Source organism: Hyphomicrobium sp. ghe19 (assembly GCF_902712875.1).
Lineage (GTDB): Bacteria > Pseudomonadota > Alphaproteobacteria > Rhizobiales > Hyphomicrobiaceae > Hyphomicrobium_B.
In genome coordinates this window covers 3,804,376-3,821,248 of sequence record NZ_LR743509.1, presented here as the reverse complement: position 1 = coordinate 3,821,248, position 16,873 = coordinate 3,804,376, and the positions used below count along the sequence as shown (strand labels likewise).

16 protein-coding genes are annotated in these 16,873 nt (G+C 58.5%); 7 read left to right on the top strand and 9 right to left on the bottom strand.

What is annotated here, in order from left to right; all coding sequences use genetic code 11:
* Positions 1–9: 9 nt before the first annotated feature.
* Together gspG and AACL53_RS18025 are read right to left on the bottom strand one after the other, a co-directional pair.
* A complete protein-coding gene (gspG, locus tag AACL53_RS18030) occupies positions 10–477 on the bottom strand; it encodes a type II secretion system major pseudopilin GspG (RefSeq protein ID WP_339085928.1) in 468 nt (155 codons plus the stop codon).
* A 38-nt stretch (positions 478–515) separates the two neighbouring features.
* Positions 516–1,121 (bottom strand): A24 family peptidase, encoded by a 606-nt coding sequence (locus AACL53_RS18025; RefSeq protein ID WP_339085927.1) that lies wholly within the window; start codon positions 1,119–1,121, stop codon positions 516–518.
* Between the two features lie 269 nt (positions 1,122–1,390).
* Here AACL53_RS18025 and AACL53_RS18020 point away from each other — a divergent pair, with 269 nt between their 5' ends.
* Genes AACL53_RS18020 through AACL53_RS18010 form a run of 3 tightly spaced genes read left to right on the top strand, consistent with a single transcriptional unit; the run spans position 1,391 to position 3,631 of the window.
* Positions 1,391–2,494, top strand: coding sequence for a PilN domain-containing protein (locus tag AACL53_RS18020; RefSeq protein WP_339085926.1), 1,104 nt, complete (start codon positions 1,391–1,393; stop codon positions 2,492–2,494).
* Positions 2,491–3,069 carry a type II secretion system protein GspM gene (gspM, locus tag AACL53_RS18015; RefSeq protein WP_339085925.1) on the top strand — a complete coding sequence of 193 codons (579 nt, stop codon included), beginning with the start codon at positions 2,491–2,493 and terminating at the stop codon, positions 3,067–3,069. The genes AACL53_RS18020 and gspM overlap by 4 nt, the downstream gene beginning before the upstream one ends.
* Before the next feature lies 1 nt (position 3,070).
* Positions 3,071–3,631, top strand: coding sequence for a hypothetical protein (locus AACL53_RS18010; RefSeq protein ID WP_339085924.1), 561 nt, complete (start codon positions 3,071–3,073; stop codon positions 3,629–3,631).
* On the opposite strand, the gene AACL53_RS18005 is transcribed toward AACL53_RS18010, so the two are convergent.
* Positions 3,632–4,651: an SCO family protein gene (locus AACL53_RS18005; protein WP_339085923.1), complete on the bottom strand. Its 1,020-nt coding sequence runs from the start codon at positions 4,649–4,651 to the stop codon at positions 3,632–3,634.
* An 82-nt stretch (positions 4,652–4,733) separates the two neighbouring features.
* Entirely contained in the window at positions 4,734–7,169 is a 2,436-nt protein-coding gene (locus AACL53_RS18000) for a multicopper oxidase family protein (protein ID WP_339085922.1), read from the bottom strand.
* A 628-nt stretch (positions 7,170–7,797) separates the two neighbouring features.
* Between AACL53_RS18000 and gspD the strand changes: the two genes are divergently transcribed.
* The 3 genes from gspD to AACL53_RS17985 all read left to right on the top strand — a co-directional run bounded on the left by gspD (position 7,798) and on the right by AACL53_RS17985 (position 11,470).
* Entirely contained in the window at positions 7,798–10,026 is a 2,229-nt protein-coding gene (gspD, locus tag AACL53_RS17995; protein WP_339085921.1) for a type II secretion system secretin GspD, read from the top strand.
* 26 nt (positions 10,027–10,052) lie between these two features.
* Positions 10,053–10,985 carry a general secretion pathway protein GspK gene (locus AACL53_RS17990; RefSeq protein ID WP_339085920.1) on the top strand — a complete coding sequence of 311 codons (933 nt, stop codon included), beginning with the start codon at positions 10,053–10,055 and terminating at the stop codon, positions 10,983–10,985.
* A gap of 176 nt (positions 10,986–11,161) precedes the next feature.
* Positions 11,162–11,470, top strand: coding sequence for a hypothetical protein (locus tag AACL53_RS17985; protein ID WP_339085919.1), 309 nt, complete (start codon positions 11,162–11,164; stop codon positions 11,468–11,470).
* Between the two features lie 16 nt (positions 11,471–11,486).
* Here AACL53_RS17985 and AACL53_RS17980 read toward each other — a convergent pair whose 3' ends face one another.
* From AACL53_RS17980 to AACL53_RS17970, 3 genes are read right to left on the bottom strand one after another with little or no spacing between them, the layout of a single operon-like run.
* Complete coding sequence (locus tag AACL53_RS17980; protein ID WP_339085918.1) at positions 11,487–12,155, bottom strand: type II secretion system protein J; 669 nt, start codon at positions 12,153–12,155, stop codon at positions 11,487–11,489.
* Entirely contained in the window at positions 12,152–12,550 is a 399-nt protein-coding gene (locus AACL53_RS17975) for a prepilin-type N-terminal cleavage/methylation domain-containing protein (protein WP_339085917.1), read from the bottom strand. Before AACL53_RS17975 ends, AACL53_RS17980 begins: the two co-directional genes overlap by 4 nt.
* Entirely contained in the window at positions 12,547–13,029 is a 483-nt protein-coding gene (locus AACL53_RS17970) for a GspH/FimT family pseudopilin (protein ID WP_339085916.1), read from the bottom strand. Before AACL53_RS17970 ends, AACL53_RS17975 begins: the two co-directional genes overlap by 4 nt.
* Positions 13,030–13,164: 135 nt before the next feature.
* Between AACL53_RS17970 and AACL53_RS17965 the strand changes: the two genes are divergently transcribed.
* Positions 13,165–14,079: a general secretion pathway protein GspK gene (locus AACL53_RS17965; protein ID WP_339085915.1), complete on the top strand. Its 915-nt coding sequence runs from the start codon at positions 13,165–13,167 to the stop codon at positions 14,077–14,079.
* A gap of 14 nt (positions 14,080–14,093) precedes the next feature.
* Here AACL53_RS17965 and AACL53_RS17960 read toward each other — a convergent pair whose 3' ends face one another.
* Positions 14,094–14,675: a hypothetical protein gene (locus tag AACL53_RS17960; protein WP_339085914.1), complete on the bottom strand. Its 582-nt coding sequence runs from the start codon at positions 14,673–14,675 to the stop codon at positions 14,094–14,096.
* Between the two features lie 119 nt (positions 14,676–14,794).
* On the bottom strand, positions 14,795–16,768 hold the full coding sequence (locus AACL53_RS17955) for a hypothetical protein (RefSeq protein ID WP_339085913.1): 1,974 nt from the start codon (positions 16,766–16,768) through the stop codon (positions 14,795–14,797).
* Positions 16,769–16,873 lie beyond the last annotated feature (105 nt).

Here is a 16,873-nt window from a genome sequence, read left to right as displayed (position 1 = left end):
CCCTGCGGATCAATTGGAGACGTCCTGGTCTTCGCCGGTGCCGCCGGGATTGTTGTCACGCCCGAGCGTAAAGACTTGAGGACCGCCGCCAGGCCCCGGAAATTTATATTGATAAGGATGGCCCCAAGGATCGACGAGCCCCTCGGCCTTCTTGAGGTATGGGCCCTTCCAAGCACCGGCGCGCGGCGGCGCCTGGATTAGCGCATTGAGGCCGACCTGCTGCGAAGGGTAGGTGCCCATGTCCAAAGCGTAGAGTTCGAGCGCGGTCGAAATGGCTGAGATCTGCGCCTTCGACGTTCCCGTGCGTGCCTTGCCGAGATAGCCGAGCACTTGCGGGGCTGCGACCGTCGCCAAAAGCGCGATAATGCCAAGCACGACGAGAAGTTCAAGCAATGTAAAGCCGGAGTCGCCTTTTGCATTGTCATAAACGACGCTATTGGCGACGTTTGGATTGCGGCGCTGTAAAAGTATTTTCATTTGCAAAGTCCTAGTGCAGCCCCCAATAGCCATTCGCATCAGACCAAAGGCCCATATAACCAAACAATCCATAGACCAAAGGCCAAGAACGGACCGAAGGGAATGCGAGTTTCCCGAGTTACGTTAGTTCCAATTAGCTTTGCAAGAAGAACGCCAACGACTGCTACCCCACTCGAAATAAGCAGTACACTGGGCAAGCCGTCGAGGCCGACCCAGGCGCCGGCGGCCGCGAGTAGCTTTGCGTCTCCAAGCCCTAGCCCGTCCTTGTTTCTAAAATGACGATAGAATGCTGCTAGTCCGTACAACGTGAGGAAGCCCAATAAAGCTGCCCCCACATGCCAGATCACTTGCTCCCATCTGCCGCTTGAACTCGCCAGAATGCCAGCAAAAGCGAGCGGAAACGTAAGATTGTCGGGCAAGCGCTGAATTCGTACGTCTATCGTGCTGAGGACCACAAGCGCTGCTGCGAGACCCAGCGAGAGAGCGATTGCATTGGTGCCCAAGCCTGCCGCAACCGGTAAAGCGCTGGCCAGATACAGCAGGCAGAAACCTGAGAACGCCACCGCGTACCGAAATGCCGGTCCCTGGAGCGGCTCAGCCTTCACGCCGTCTCGATATCGGCAGACTGTTCTGATGCCGGGCATGCCGTCCAATTTCTCCTCGGCCTTAACTTTCGGTTGTGGGAATTAACGCGGTTGGGCTTTCGAGACTCTAATTAGGCGCGGCTCCCGCGGCAACGTCACTTTAATGAAAGTGCAGCCGGCCGCCAAAATTGATTTGCCAATCGAACGCGCCGGGAGCTTATTTAACAGTACACGGAGAAAAAGGGGCGGGCATCAAAATTCATCGCTATTACTTTATTCTCATAGGAAAACCGCGCGATCGTTTTGCGTAACCGGTAAGGCACTTTGTTATGTTGGCGTCTATTTCCGATCCGTTCTCACGCTTTTTCTCGTGGTGGGGCGCAGAGTTGGCCGGCATCGTATCGGCGTCGCCCGCGGCGGATTCAGATAATCCCAACATCTATACTGTGGTCGTGCTCCAACCCGCCGGTTACCGCCTGATCGAGCCGCGCAGACATCGGACGTCAGCGAATTCTTCGGACGAAACCCCTCTTGCATTGCCGGAGTTGCTATCGCTGCTGGCTGGTATTGTTCGCGCGAACCCTTCGGCGACAGTGGGCATACGCCTCCCGCATCGGGCGTGTTTTGTGCGCAACGTCATTCTTCCGGGCGCCGCCGCCCGCGATTTCGCCACGCTGCTCTCTCTCGATCTCGAGCGCTCGACGCCATTCAAGCAAAAAGACGTTTATACGGCCTACACCGTTGACCAGTCGCAAAGCGGCGGTTGGAAGCAATCGGTACGGCAATACATCATCAAGAAAACACTCGTCGACGCGCTGAGATCAGACATCGAGGCGCAGGGCCTCAAGGTGACCGCCGTTGAGTGCTCAAACGAGGCCGGGTCAATTGTCCCGATAAATTTTCTTGAAGAGCCGTCCCGGCGCAACGCCGCTGTTCGGATCAAGATGTTGATCGGCCTTGCCGGCCTCGCGCTGCTGCTGGCGGCGGCTTGCGTATATATCGATATCTCAAGGCATCAAGCGGCGCTCGCCGAGTTGCAGTCCGAAACGGCGAGTCTGAAGGTCGAGGCAAAGACCGTTCGCGATATGACAACGAAATACCGGTCCACGGCGGCGGCGATCGCGAGTTTCAATCAGCTTCGGCGAGAAACGGTTTCGCGTGTCGCCATCCTCGAAGAGCTGACGCGGCTTCTGCCGGATTCGGCTTGGGTGACGGACATCAAAATCAGCGGCGTGACGGTGGACATCTCGGGGCTCGCGGCATCTGCGAGCGCGCTTGTTCCGATCCTCGAAAAATCGCCGCTTTTTGTCGATGCGACCTCGACCTCGGCCCTGACCTTTGACCCTCTCCAGGACAAGGAACGCTTCGGCATTCGCGTCCGCCTGCGCAACGTTCCAGAGGACGTGGAGAAGACAGGGGAGGAAGCGCAATGATCTACCGCATCTCGAAGCCAGTGCGGCAGCTTCTTGCAGTCGGCCTTGTTCTGCTCGTGGTCGGGTGTGTGTCCGTGCTTGCCGTGATCCCACTCATGGCGCCCGAGTCTGAACTTAAGGATAGTCTGGAGCGCGAGCGCAAGGTGCTGGGCCGGTTACAGACGATCGTCAACGATCGTGAAGCCGTTCGGGACTTGGACCAGCGGTCCGAGGCCGCCCGAAACAGCGGACTATTCATTGAGGGCGCGAGTGAAGCCATTCGGCTAGCCTCCGTTCAGTCGCAGCTCGCGCAGATCATGGCGGCCAACGGCGTGAAGCCCCGGTTGACGCGCGGTCTTCCTGGCCGGGATCGCGAAGAATTTCACCTCGTAGGTGCGCAAGTACAAATCGTGGCGCCGATCGAAAGGGTGCAAAAGGTTCTTCTCGACATCGAAGAGCACCAGCCGGCGTTGCTCGTCGACTATCTGCAAATTACGCCTTCCGCCTTGGGCGGCGCATCGAACGAAGATGATGCCGGTGCGCTCGACGCGCGGTTTGACGTTTATGCAGTGGCATTGCGTACGAAGAGTGAGTGATATGTCAGCGGGTAAAGCCAAGATTTCCAGCAGCCATTTGATTATGACTGCTCTCGTTGCGACGAATTTGGCCTTGGCTTACACAGCCTGGGATCTGTGGTCTCGACCGATCGATATATCGGCTGACCTAGACGGCGCGGCGGCTGGCGATACGACGATCTCGGACGCGGACGCAACCGTAATCGCGCCGCCGCCTCGGCCGGGCAATCTTTCTGAGACGACGACGCGGCCGATATTCAATGCATCCCGCCGGCCAGTCGAAGCGAAGAAAGTCGCGGTGGCCTATGCTACACCCGTTTCCGCAGCGGCGACGGTCGCACCGGAGCAGCTGCTGCTCGTCGGCATACTCCACATCGGCGCGGGCGACGATCGCGCATTGATCCGGGAATCGAGCGATGACCTGGGAAGCTGGGTGCTGATCGGAGACTCGGTCCAGGGTTGGCGAGTCCGCACGATTACCAGCGAGATGGCCGTCATAGAAAACGAAGGTAAAAAGTACGAACTGCGGATCTCCTATGACGCGCCGTCATCGGATATCAAAGCCGCCGCCCTCAGCAGGTAGTCACTCGGGATTTCCTCGTGTGTCCTTTGGATCGTGGGCGACAACATGAGTACTCGGCTGCGGGCTGGATACTGACGCAACGTATGAGATGACATCCTCTGCGTCCGACGGCGACAGTCCAAGGTTCGGCATGCGGACCGCTGGATACCTCTGCGCAAGGCTCGTGGCGACGGGATCCAGCCGCGCAAACATTTGATCCGGTCTGGAAATAAAATTCTGCAGCCACGAATGATCGCGACGGCTCGCCACGTTCTTCAAGTCGGGTCCGGCGCGGTCTCCCCCGCCGATGGTGTGGCAACCGGCACACATGCTGGAGAACAGCATTTGGCCGGGAGCCAGTTCGACCCCGGTAGGTTCTGCAGCGCTTGCCACCAAGGCGTCGGAGACCCTGAAGTCGGGATCCATCGACCGGATGGTGAGCGCGAGCTGATCGACGTCACCAAAAACAGAATCGCGCGACCAGCTGCCCATCGCATCGTTGCCGAGCAGAATTTCCTGCTTGTGGTCGTTCAGCGTCTTGCTTCTCTCGCCGAGCTTGTACCGGATCTCGGCAATGTCTTCAGGCTTGCCCGTGAGAAACCGCCATCCGGGCCTCACGTGGAAGGCATCGGCGTGTTTCTTGAGTTCTGCAGGTCCGTCATGCTCGGGATCGATAGTGATCGAATACATGAAGAAATCGCGGCCCATAGCGTCGCCAAGCTTCTCCTGCAGAATTGCAAGCCGTGACGTCGTCAGCGGACAGATCTGGGAACAGCTCGTGTAGATAAAATTGATGATGACCTTCCGGCCTTTGATCAGGTCATCGTAGAATCGGAACTTGTTTCCATCTTGGTCGACGACGGGAAGGTTCGGCATGTAGCTTCCGCCCCAACGCGCGTCCGCGCCGGCCGTGGAAAACGAAGTATCGACTCCCGGCGCAAAGACAAAAGTTTTCAAGGTCAGGCCAAAGCCAACAACGCCCACTGCGGCCATCGCGATAACTGCGGCTGCGGGTATGCCTGCAATTTTCAAACAACGCACGATCGCTCCATCGGAAGCTCAAGCCGGCATGCGCAATCCCGCGACCTGCTGAGGTTTGCCTCAGCAGGACAGGGGTATTCTCTTAGCCTTTGCCTTTGCCCGAGGAATTGCCGGAGCCGCTAGATGCTGACGAGCTTCCTGAGCCGCCGCTCACGTTTTGATTAAAGAACTTTGTATTGGCCGGATCTCCTTCCGGCAGAACTTGCGGCGTCGTCCAAACAATGCCGTCTTCAGTCGGATTGGGCGTCGGGGTGATTTCCGTTCGCTCTCCACCGAGCACCTGGATACGCATCAAAAGCGCGAAGTCTTCATGCACTGTGTTGTGGCAGTGATTCACGTAAGACCCGCCGTATTCACCGAACCGCACCTGGAACTGCACCTGACCCGACGGGCGGAGACGCCACACATCCTTTCGCACAAGTTTCTCGGTCGCCGGAATGCTGTCCTTGCCGCGATTCATCGTGACGCCTTCTTCGAAGTGAAGATGGATTGGATGATCCCACCCGCCGCCACCGTTGATATACGTCCAGTGCTCGGCCTCGCCGGGCTTTAGTGGACGAATGAGTTCCGAAATCCGATTGGCGTTCATGGAATGAGCGGATTGACCGTTCACCTTTATGATCCAAGGGAAGCCCTGTACGACCTCTGAGCAGTCAGGCGTGCACTGGCCGTTCGCGCCGCGCGAGTCGCCGTTGCCCCGGCCAAACTCGACGACACGGGTGCGCACAGGCGTAACAATCGGGATCTGCTCCGTGAGCGTAGTCGGAACCTGGCTGAGATCGGGGTCGGATGCGTGAAGCGTCAGCGTCGGATCGTCCACGCTCTGGAGCTGACTGACGATTTTGAATTTCAAGTTTTTACCGACGACCGGGTCCGGCGATTTTCCGGCGAAGGCATCGGCGAGCGACACCGCGCCGTCCGGCTTGTTGCCGCCGGTCTGTTGCAGAACGTTGACCAAAAATAATTCGTCGCCGACCGAGTATTTTGAGAAATCGACGATGATGTCATATCGCTCGGCGATGCCCTGCTGATCGAGCTGCGTGAGCGTCAGCGGATTGACGACGAGGTTGCCGTCATTGGCGATGAATTGGAACGGGACTGCTTTCGCTTTCGAGTCGGCAATTGCCAGTTGAATGAAGCGCGACATGCTGGCGTTCAGAATTCTGAAGCGGTACTTCCGCGGCAGAACTTCCATCACGGGCTTGTAGGCGAAATTTACCAGAGGCAGATCGCCGATGAAGCCGTCGGTGGTGAAAATATCAAAGAAATACTGGCCGCTCGAATCTGTTGCTCCATCGGAATGAATGATGTTGACGTCAAAATCCGTGTTGCCCCAGTCGTGAACGTATCCACTCGGGAGCCGCAAGCCGACCGCGTCGCTTCTCGCATTTCCAAGCGGCCGCTCATTGCCGCGATCTCGACCGCTGTAGACATTGTTCATCATGAGATTGCCCTTGTAGACATTCTCAGCCGTGAAGAAGAAGCGATGGTCGTGGGCCCACATCGTCCCGACAAGCTCTTTCCAGTCGCCCGGAACATTGACGAGGCCGCCGTTGCCGTCTGGACCCGACGCGCGATCATCCGTCGCCGCCGTATTTATGTAATCTCGCCGGGCGAGAGTCATGCTCCAACGGTAATCGTAAAAGGTGCCGGGGTAGTGATGGACGTTCGCCGCGCCGTCGCTCTCCGCGCCGTTGTGCATATTGTGAAAATGCAGCTGACTCTGGTTGCGCCCGAAGCCGCCGTTCTGCGTTTGGTCGACCGGCAGGCGATTGTAAACGCGCATCATCACCGGTTCGCCGTAGCGGAGCTTGATGAGCGGCGGTGGCATCACGCCACGTGCATTCGTGCCGGTTCCATAACACCAGACGCTGTTGGGATTCTGCGATGGCAGCAGCGGATGGAACTTGGTGCCGTCATCGCACTGAGCGAGAGACATGTAGTAGCCGGCCTTCGGGAAGAATTCGTCCCATCGTTGATGGGAGAATGCTTCTCCCGGTGGCCTGCCTTCCAGCGGGCCGCGGAGGGTCGTGGGATTCACATAAGGATTCCCGTTTTTCGACGGGTCCTTGTTGGATTGGCCGCTCTGATAATTGGTGTAATCGTCGTGGTACGAGAGACGCTTGCAGCGCTCGTGCGGTTGGGCCCAATCGCCCTGGTGGAGTCTCGGGTCCGTAGTGGCCAAATCGGCCGGATTCGAGCTGCCGCTAGGCGTCACGCGCGTTATCTGTAAGGGTGTTTGTTCTCTCAAACGCGGCAGCGGCTGCGTAAATGGCGTCGCCGCACCGAGTGGCGTACGCGGCACGCCCGTTGGGCCGCCGGCGAAGGCGCTGCGCGCAAACGGACTGAGGCCGTTCTTCGCAATCAGAACGCCGCCTGCTGTAAAAAGTCCCAGCCTGAAAAGATCGCGCTTCGTAATTTGACCGTCAGCCAGCGCCTTGACGATCTCGGCGCGATTTCTGCGCGCGTTTTCGGCTTCGCGTTGACGAATTTTGGATGCGTCCTTCGGTAGGTACATGGAAATTGCCCCGCGCACTGGATAAAAACAACCGGCTTGCCCGAGTAATCGCTCGGGAACGAACACCGCCGATCCCGCCAAGGGGCGGATCGGCGCCACTCGAGTTAATGGAAGTCTTCGTAGATCCGCTACGCACCTGTTTCCGGGTGATTAAGTCGCTCGGCCATGCCCCTTCGTCCTGATTGCGATCAGACCTTGGTCTGATCCGCCGACGCTGAACCGCTATTTTTAGGGGCGGGATCGGGGCGCGAACGAAATCAGCGCGGGGCAAATATACCACAGACTCGAGCGGAGGGACCCGAATTGCCAGCGCGCGTTTGCGGAAAATATTCTGTGCAAATAGTGATAAAGTCCGTTGACGGAAATGGAGCATGCGGAGGGGCGGCGAGGTGCGCGGTGATGAGTGAATGGAACTGCTTTTTTCAGGGTTGTTGGTAACCCACCCTATATCTTCAATTCGAGACTGAGCATCGGCCACGAATCGCACATGAGAGTAGCGATGCTGACTGATTATCGACATGTCCTGCTTTTCATTTGCAGCCTAGCGTTGGCGGGCTGTTCGTTGCCATATGCGCAGTTGTCGTTGCCAGACCCCATTACCGGTCCGCCAAAGGATGGCAGGTCCGCCTTGGCGTCGCATCCAACGGGAACGCCCCTTTCGAGCCCCTCGCCGCAGCCGGTAAATGAAACGCGCGTCTATACGGGCTCAGGTGAATTTGCGAAGGAACCGGAGAAGCGCCTTGGTGATGCGGCAACGCCGGGAGTTTCGCAGATAACGACAGCAACAACAGCCGGAGGCGCAACGAGCGGCGTTGCCCCTCTTCAGCCAACGAGCGAAATGAATTCGGCCGGGATCACGATAAATCTCGTGAACGCTTCAGTTCCGGAAGTCGCCAAAACGATCCTGGGCGATATCCTGGGCGTCAATTATGTAGTGAGCGACAAGATAAAATCCTATGTCACCCTGCGTACGGTCCATCCCGTCGACAAGGCCGGGCTTCTAGAGATTTTCGAATCCGTTCTTCGTGCCGAAGACATCTCGGTGGTGGCGGATGGCGGCGTCTATAAAGTCGTTCCTGCCGCAGATGCGGCGGCCACGGGCGCTCCGCTGCAAGCTCGTCGCACAAGAAATGGCACGCAGATTGGCGTCGCCAACGAAATCGTCCCGCTGACTTACGTCGCCGCTCCGGAAATGGAACGCATACTGAAATCGGCTGCGCCAGAAGCGAGCGTTCTGCGCGTCGATACCAACCGGAATCTTCTTCTCATCTCCGGCACGCAGTCGGAACTCAATTCAATGAAGGAACTCGTCGGAGTCTTCGACGTCGACTGGATGCGCGGCATGTCCTTCGCGATACTTCCGGTCGAGACCGGAGATCCCGCAGCGATCGCGTCGGAGCTTGACGTTATTTTTGCGAACGACAAAGACAGCCCGACGAAAGGAATTGTGCGGTTTATCCCGAACCAACGGCTTAAGTCGGTCCTCGTCATCAGCTCGCGGCCAGAATACCTGAAGAAAGCCGAAACTTGGATGGCGCGCATCGATCTCGCAAGCCAGGCAACGGAAAAGCAGGTGTTCGTCTACCACGTGCAGAACCGCCCGGCCGCCGATCTCGCGCAGCTTTTGCAGAAGGTCTACAAATCTGGCAGTTCGAGTCAGCAATCGTCGCCCGGCGGCTCGTCGTCAAGTTCGAGTGGGCCCGCGAACACGCAGTTCACCCCCGGTGATGGCGGCGGTTTGGACGTTGCTCCCGTCGCTGCGCCCGTCATCAACGGTCCTGGTCAAACAGCAGGCTTATCTCCCGCACCGGTGCCCAAGGGCTCCGATAGTGGCGGCGACGCGGCTGCCAACGCTCCAGATGCAACGCAGGCCGATACCGGAGGCGGTCAGCGCTCTGCTTTCGGCGGCGGTGCGCCACCGGAGGATCGCTCAGCAGGAATCTCTATTGTAGCCGATGAACCGAACAATTCGCTCGTGATCACGGCGACGAAGTCCGAGTACAAACGCGTCAGCAATATCCTGCGATCCATCGATATCGCCGGAAATCAGGTGATGATCGAAGCGACGATCGCCGAGGTGACGCTCACAGACGAGCTCAAGTATGGCGTTCGCTGGTTCTTTCAAAAAGGCGGCAATAACTTCGGCTTGAGTGACATCCAGTCGAGCGCGATTTCTACGGCGTTTCCAGGTTTCTCTTATTTCCTGAACGTCGCTAATATAAAGGTCGCCATCAACGCGCTTAGCACCATCACCGACGTCAACGTCGTCTCGTCTCCGACTTTGATGGTCGTGGAAAATAAGAGGGCCGTATTGCAGGTTGGTGATGAAGTGCCGATCGTCACGCAATCGGCTGTCTCCACGGTTACGGAGAACGCACCCCTCGTCAACACCGTCTCCTTCCGCAATACAGGCGTCATCCTGGGTATCACGCCAAGAGTGAGCGATACCGGCAATGTCGTGTTGGACATTGAGCAGGAAGTCAGTGACGTTATCAAAACGACAACATCTACGATCGACTCGCCGACGATTCAGCAGCGCCGCATCAAGACGACGGTCAACGTGCAAGACGGGCAAAGCATCGTGCTCGCTGGGCTTATTCAGGACCGCGCGAGCCGCGACCGCGGCCAGGTTCCGATCCTCGGCAACATTCCGTACGTCGGCAACCTTTTCAAGCAGAAGGATGACTCGATAAAGCGCACGGAGCTTGTCATCGCGATTACTCCGCAAGTCATCCGCGACCATCTCCAGATTGATCAAGTAACGGCCGAATATCGCGACAAACTCAATTTCTCGACGCGGCCGCAGCGCCGGACGCCGCCTGACACGCGGGAGCGAGTCGACCAGCTAATTCGCTAGGCCGGTGCCAGAGCATCGGTAGGCTCATGGGTTTGAAGCAAATGCGGCCCGATATGCACGACGAAGGCGGCTTCATCCTCGTCGTTGTTTTGTCGATTTGTATCCTGCTCGCACTCGTCGCAGCCGTCTTTTCCCGCGCTGTGCAGAGCTATCTGCGCGAGGCGTCTGGCATCACGCATTCCGCGCAGGCAGAGTTTGCTGCTGACGCGGGCGTCAACATCGCGGCCCTCGAACTTGCAACGGAGCGCGATACGGGTCGCACACCCCGCTTCTCGATCGACGGCACCGAATGGGCCTGTCACACCGAAGAGGGCATCGAACTCGTCATCGCGGTTCAAGAAGCCGGCGGAAAAATCAACCTGAACTTGGCCAACGATCAGTTGCTATCTGCGCTTTTCGTGGGTCTAGGAGCCACGCCGGTCTCTGCAACCCTTTTCGCCGATCGCATCATCGATTTCAGGGATCGCGACGACGATAGGCGGATAAACGGGGCCGAACATGACGAATACTTAGCCGCTGGCGAAACGTGGGGACCGAAGAATACGGCCTTCGATAGCCGCGAGGAACTACACCAAGTCCTCGGGCTCGATCCTGGAATGATCGAAGCGATTTGGCCGTACGTAACGCTCTATTCGGGCACAGCGGGACTTGATCCAGAGACCACGTCGGCCCGGCTGGCCGACATCGTGACGCGCGGGTACGGTCAACTTCCCCACGCGGACGTATCGTCGTTGGCGCAAGGCCGCTTGCCTTCGGAATTTATCGTCGCCTCGGGCCGCCACTTTTTTGAAGTAACCGTCGCGGCCCGCATGGACGGGGGAGCAACGTTCGTTCGCGAAGCCGGATTCGAAATTCCAACCGGAAAGGGCGCCATGCCCGTCTTCAAAATATGGAATCGCGCGCGCAGAACGAGCCAGCAACGCCAATGGCCCTCCACAACAGGGCTTCCACGTTGCTGACGCGGTTGATACTGAGCAAGATGTTGCGCGCCGGTACCTGTGAGATGAAGCGAACTCGGATAAACTCCGCCGAAATAATATGTCTAATGAATATCCCTCATCGCGAATGACCGCTTCCTTACTCCGAAAGAAACCGTTCGCGGAACTTGATGGACGAACGCAGGCGCAGGACTCGAATGCGAATAATCCAGATCCCGGCCGTGACATTGCTGGCATTCACGGCAGCCAATCTCATGATTGGCATTGAGACGGCCGAGGCAGGCCGAATCCATCCGGTCCCGAACTATCCCAATCCGGCGGGCCCGGAACATCGCGGATGCTATTGGATGCGACAGAGGGAGTATTGTGGCCGCTACTGCTACACCGAGGTCAATGGACAGCGCTATTGCACGGAGCGCGAGCGCTCGGCATACCCGCAGGGCCCCTTCTACGAGCCGCCGCGCGACGCCGGATATCCAATGAAGATCGGCGGCCCGCGACAATAGCCTTAGATAGTAAGCGTCAGTCGCAATTGACGCGATTGGGGCACCTGACGCCATACGTTGCGGCCGCTGCAACGGCGACGGTCAACCGTTCCCACCTTCGGACGTCGTTCTTGGGGAAGGCAACGTCAACCGATATCATGTCGGGGAGGCCAGATGTCCAATCCGATTGCCAATGACTTTCGCCTTCGCCATCGCGTTTCGCGAAGTACGAAAAGTTTACGCTCGCTATATTTTCGACGAGCTTCGATCTCAGACGCGGAGCAGGCGCGGCCTCACCCGCATTCGGTCGAAAGAGCTCCTGCTCGGCAACGAGATCGAAGCTGCCCCGCCCATTCGGCGAGGGGCCGATACTAACCCTATAAAGTCCCTGATAGGCGCCGCGCGGCGCATACGAAGTTGTGAAGGCGATGCGATTTGAATCCCCCTGCACGCCGGGAACCGTTCGATTGCCCACCGCCGCAGTATCGATTGGCTGCAAATCCACCAAGGCATCGTGCAGATAATTCTGAGCGCTCATGATCGGGGCGACGGCATTCGCCCGGTCGACGAAGCTCAATACGCGACGCGCCCCGTAGATCATCTGGACGAGGGTCACCGAAATAAGCGCAAGAATGGCGAGCGACACCAGCATCTCGATCAATGTGAAGCCGGCTTCTCCCGAGCGAACGTCGGTCGGATGGGTCATGGCAAGCCGCCGGCGACTTTGGCGGTTTCCAATACAAACAGGTCTTTCCCCTGCCGATCTAGAACCTCGAGCGATATCCAATAGGCGGGCGAATTCGGTGGCTGAGCGCCTTCCGGCCCCTGCTTGTCGAGCGGTGTGACGGTCATTCGCCAGTGAGCTCTATTCGGATATGTGCCGGTAAAGGTCCCGCTTTGCAGGGGATCGTCGATGCCCATACCATCGAGCTGCGACCGCGCGGCGATGATCGAGCCGGCGTAGCTCTTCGCGCGCTGAGACGCTCTGTACGCGCCGCCCATGGTTGCCCAAAACGTCGAAAGCGCCAGCGCCACGATCACGAGAGCGACGAGGGCTTCTAAAAGTCCAAAGCCCGCGTCTTTGCCGTCAGCGCGGTTCATCGGCGAACTTCCTCTTGCGTCACCGCACCCGACAGCCAATCGATGCAAACAACGACAGCGCGCGAGCTACCGGATAACTTGAAGGCGCCTCCCGAAGAACTACCGTCAGCAAAGAATACGAGGCCGCCACCGACGCTTACGCGGCCGATACCTTCCAATGGAGAGAATGTCATGCGAACCGCATCAGGCAGATGCAGCCCCGACCGCGACGAGGTCGATCGCAGGCTTCTGCTGCTTTGGTCGACGATCATAGCAACAGAGCGGTTTTCGGTGATCGCCGAGACGCGAGCGAAGTTTAATTCCGTCGCGAGCTGAGTGGACAGCATCCGAAGATCGGGTTCTTTGGAGCGGGCCGTCGCCCATGCAACAGAGATCGTCAGTCCAGCGATCACGAGAACGACGAGCATCTCCAGAAGCGTAAAGCCGGCATCCGGCGCACGCGTTTCGCTCTCTGGGCGGCGTATTGGCCAGCTTAGCATTACGGACTCGAATCTCGCGTTTCCGGAGCGCCCTTAATCTACCATAGGAGTATTCATCGAGAATAGCGGATGCTTTGCCGGATTGGCCCGTTTTTGTTATGCTATGTTCTACGGGAGCAGGATCGAACATCGTAAATGGGAATGGCCGCAACACTCGTGCGCCCGGGTACTGACGGCCGGAGGGATGGCGGGTTCATACTTCTGCCCGTCCTCTTTACGCTGGCGCTCTTGGCGCTCGTCAGCATCGTGCTCACGCGGACCGTTGCAACCGACATTAAGCAGAACGCCAATCTGCTGCGAGGGGCTGAGGTCGAAGAGCTGAGCGACGGCATCGCCCGTCTTACAATTCGCTACCTCGTGCGGAAGACGGGCGATATCGACCGCATCGGATCGTTCCGTCTGAACGGCGCTCCGGTCAGCTGCGCGGTCGCCAACAAGGTCGCCACCATTTCCGTCAACGCCGCAGCCGGCTTGATCGATATAAATTCGGCATCGAACGACGTGCTTGAAGCGCTCTTCTCTCACGCCGGAGCCGACAATCCAAAAAGCCTTGCCGCCGCGGTCATCGACTTCCGTGATGCCGACGACGAAACGTCGCCCGGCGGGGCGGAAGCCGCGGAGTATCAAGCCGCGCGGCTGGCCTATCGGCCACAAAACGCACCATTCATGACCGTGGGCGAACTCGATCAGGTTTTCGGTATGACACCGGAATTGTTGGCGCGCACCCGTTCGCTTGTCACGACGCACTCCGGTCGTTCCGCGCCAGACATCACCGTCGCGAGTCCGGAAGTGCTGGCTTTGTCTCTTCCCGCTCAGATTTCCAGCCGGCCGGATAGAAGATCACTCCGCATCCGTGTGTCCGTTCGTTCAGGCAACAATGCGAAGGTCGGCTTTACGCGAGAAGCAGCAATTCTTCTCGAACCGCGCGTGCGCGGCGGCTTCCTGTTGAAGGAGTGGCGCAAAGGCGATCAGCTCATCGAGGGAAGCGGCAGCGTCGGAAGCGATGAACTCGATTCGTGCGTGAATTCCGTTTTGACGGCGGGCAATTGATCTTGGCGCGTCGTCTATTTCGCAGCCTGCGCGGTTGAATTCGCAATTTTCTGGAATGGTCGCTTTTGCCGGTTGAGGACTAAACGCCGAAGAGACGCAGGCTTCGTTGCACGCTGAGAAGGTGTGGCCTGCGTTATTCGAGGCGCCTTAATCTCGACGAGCTTCGGGCGCGGGGGCGAAGCGACCGCCGCGGATGAAGACGGCGCGTCGGCTTGTGGTGTGATAGCCGGCTGCGCGCCATAGAGCACGACGCGGGTAATGGCGCCGGGTTCGTTCGAGCCGTGCTCTACGAAATGATTTTCCTTCTCGAGGACACGCTCGAGAACGTGAGAGAACGGCCCCTCAAAGCGACCGCTTATTTTGGCGTCGTCTCGCGCTTGATCCGCGCGTTCAACTTTGAAGCCGTGGCCCTCGGATAGTTTCTGCAACACGTCCTGAACGGTCGCATCCTGTGCTTCGACCACGACATGCGCATCGCCGTCAGCCACTTCGAGTGAGACGTTCGCTGCTGATGCTGCGCCCGCACCCAATAAGGCGAAGCCGAGAGCGGCCAGGCAGCGGCTTTGAACGAGAGCGGTTGCAAACGGTAAGAGCATGGAACCTCCTCCACGGCTTTGCATTCCGCCCCGGAAATCACGGAGAACTCTTTCATTCAAGGAGCGGACGCCCAAGTGCAGCAGCACTCGCGCGTCCCCAGTTGTTCAGTCTCCGTTCCTCACCACGGCTGAGGAACGAGCGGGCCTGGCGCGGTCGCATCTCCGGAAAGGAAGTTCAGATCCCAGAAATTGTTGGAGACGATAGGATCGCCTCTGCCGACATTTTCCGGGAAGATGAATTCGAACACCGGAGCAACATATTGACCCGTCGACAGGCCATTACCGGCGATGGCCCGATTGACACAAGTGGCGCCGTCGGAAGTGATGGCGGCAGTACCGGTCGTGCCATTCGGGTTCGATGTGTTGACGCCGGTCCACCCGAGCGTAGTGGTCACGGAAGGGACGCCCGAGAACGAGAGGCCAGCTGTCGGATTGATATTTGCCGGCGTGCAGAGGCCTCTTGCGACGATGCGAATAGTCCGGGTCGGTGATGTCAGGATGCCCGGAGTAGCTTTGGTAGCCCGGAGGCGTGCCCGGCTGATCTGCGCCCCATCCAATTGGGTAACGATGCCGCCTTCGATCCCGAACCCGTCGGGCTTCGGATATACGATGTTGGAACCCGGTACGACACCGCCGCCCTGGAAGCCGATGGCTCTGGCTTTCGCGCTGTCCAACCCGGCGTTCGTTCTGCCGGTCATGTTGAGCGGTGTAATCCAGCGCTGGACTTCAAAGCCCGTACCTGCGCCATCCTGATCGACGAGATAAGCATCGACGATCGCCGTGATGTCGGTGACGTCGGCCTCGAGGAATATACGATTTTGCACTTCCTCAGGAATTCCGGCGATGGACAGACCGGCTGCGTTGATGTCGCCGGCCAAGCCAAACTCTCCCATATGTAGATATACGGGGAGCGTGCCTGGTTGAGTGAATATGCCGATATCGGCTGTAATCGTGTGCACGGAGATAACATCACGGCCGTTCGCGCCAGTCACGCCGCGCATCAGAGATCCGGACCACGTGATGTGGTCGCCAGGCTCGAACGGGGCTTGCTTCGTCGCATCAGCTTCCGTCGCCGACGCTATCGCTGACGGCGGCGGATAATGGGTCGTCGCATCTGGCGGCGTTCCCGGGGGCGCTTTCATGACGAAACTCGTGCAATAAACGCCGCCGCCCGGTGCCGGACCGCCGTTGGCGCCGTTGTTGAAGAAAACGCCAGCGCCTGCAGTGGTGGGCGTTATGCGGAGACCATTCAAGAAATCGCGACATCCGGCAATGCTCGTTGGGCGGTTTTTCTGCGGGCATTCGGGATCGTTCGCAGAACGCGGCACGCACATTGGATAGCCCGTCGACGCGACAATCGTCGGGTTGGCATCGTCTACGGAAAGGCGATCATCGCGACTTGTCACGCGACCGAACCGGCCTTTCGGATCATTGATTTCAAGCTCGACTGTTGCGCCGCTATTCGAAGCAACAATAATGTGCCCGTTCGACAGGTCGATGCTCGAAATGATGCCGGCACCGCTGTTGACGGATTGCTGCGAGGCATAGCCGAGCGCCGCGATGTAAGTGCCGTTGACGACGTTGCCGATGAGGTGAAGTTCGAACGACGGATTCTGACTGCCACTTGTGATGGATGCCAGATCGTAGGGTTCGGGCGATATTTGCCCTTCAAGCCCCGAGACAAAGTCGGCCCAGGTGATCGTGTTTGCCGGCATCTGAACAATGAGATTGCACGGGATGACGATCTTTGTGCCGTTGATCGTGACGTTACCGCCGGAACCGCCACCCGCACACGCGGCCGATGCGTCATAGCTTTCGACAAATCCGGTTACATCGAAACCATGGATTGCCGCATCCGCGGCGGCGCTCGGCGGAGTCAATAATTTGACCGTGGCCGGAGTGAGCCTCGTTAGGGGACTTGGAGCGGGAAGGATGCCGACAGGTGGTGGCGGATTCTTCGGGTTCGGCGGTTTGGCCGTGCCGCCTTTTGCGAGGGCCATCGTCGCGCCGAAAGCGACACAGGCCGCGATGGCGACCGCGTATTTGGCAAAGCGCTTTCCTTGCTCAGCCGGAGCCGCCTTTGAATTCGACATTTTGTATGCGTCACGCCTTAGCACTGAACCACCCTCCAACTGATGAGCCGTTTCACCCTTGATGACCCGCATTCGAGCGATTGTCTGAGTCTGCCATTCCGGTGC

Bases quoted from the DNA above. Each gene is read 5' to 3' on its own strand.
- AACL53_RS17955 (WP_339085913.1), bottom strand. From the start codon at position 16,768: ATGTCGAATTCAAAGGCGGCTCCGGCTGAGCAAGGAAAGCGCTTTGCC.
- AACL53_RS18010 (WP_339085924.1), top strand. From the start codon at position 3,071: ATGTCAGCGGGTAAAGCCAAGATTTCCAGCAGCCATTTGATTATGACT.
- AACL53_RS17980 (WP_339085918.1), bottom strand. From the start codon at position 12,155: ATGACCCATCCGACCGACGTTCGCTCGGGAGAAGCCGGCTTCACATTG.
- AACL53_RS18020 (WP_339085926.1), top strand. From the start codon at position 1,391: ATGTTGGCGTCTATTTCCGATCCGTTCTCACGCTTTTTCTCGTGGTGG.
- AACL53_RS18000 (WP_339085922.1), bottom strand. From the start codon at position 7,169: ATGTACCTACCGAAGGACGCATCCAAAATTCGTCAACGCGAAGCCGAA.
- AACL53_RS17960 (WP_339085914.1), bottom strand. From the start codon at position 14,675: ATGCTCTTACCGTTTGCAACCGCTCTCGTTCAAAGCCGCTGCCTGGCC.
- gspM (WP_339085925.1), top strand. From the start codon at position 2,491: ATGATCTACCGCATCTCGAAGCCAGTGCGGCAGCTTCTTGCAGTCGGC.
- AACL53_RS17965 (WP_339085915.1), top strand. From the start codon at position 13,165: ATGGGAATGGCCGCAACACTCGTGCGCCCGGGTACTGACGGCCGGAGG.
- AACL53_RS18025 (WP_339085927.1), bottom strand. From the start codon at position 1,121: ATGCCCGGCATCAGAACAGTCTGCCGATATCGAGACGGCGTGAAGGCT.
- AACL53_RS17975 (WP_339085917.1), bottom strand. From the start codon at position 12,550: ATGAACCGCGCTGACGGCAAAGACGCGGGCTTTGGACTTTTAGAAGCC.
- AACL53_RS17985 (WP_339085919.1), top strand. From the start codon at position 11,162: ATGCGAATAATCCAGATCCCGGCCGTGACATTGCTGGCATTCACGGCA.
- gspG (WP_339085928.1), bottom strand. From the start codon at position 477: ATGAAAATACTTTTACAGCGCCGCAATCCAAACGTCGCCAATAGCGTC.
- AACL53_RS17970 (WP_339085916.1), bottom strand. From the start codon at position 13,029: ATGCTAAGCTGGCCAATACGCCGCCCAGAGAGCGAAACGCGTGCGCCG.
- AACL53_RS17990 (WP_339085920.1), top strand. From the start codon at position 10,053: ATGGGTTTGAAGCAAATGCGGCCCGATATGCACGACGAAGGCGGCTTC.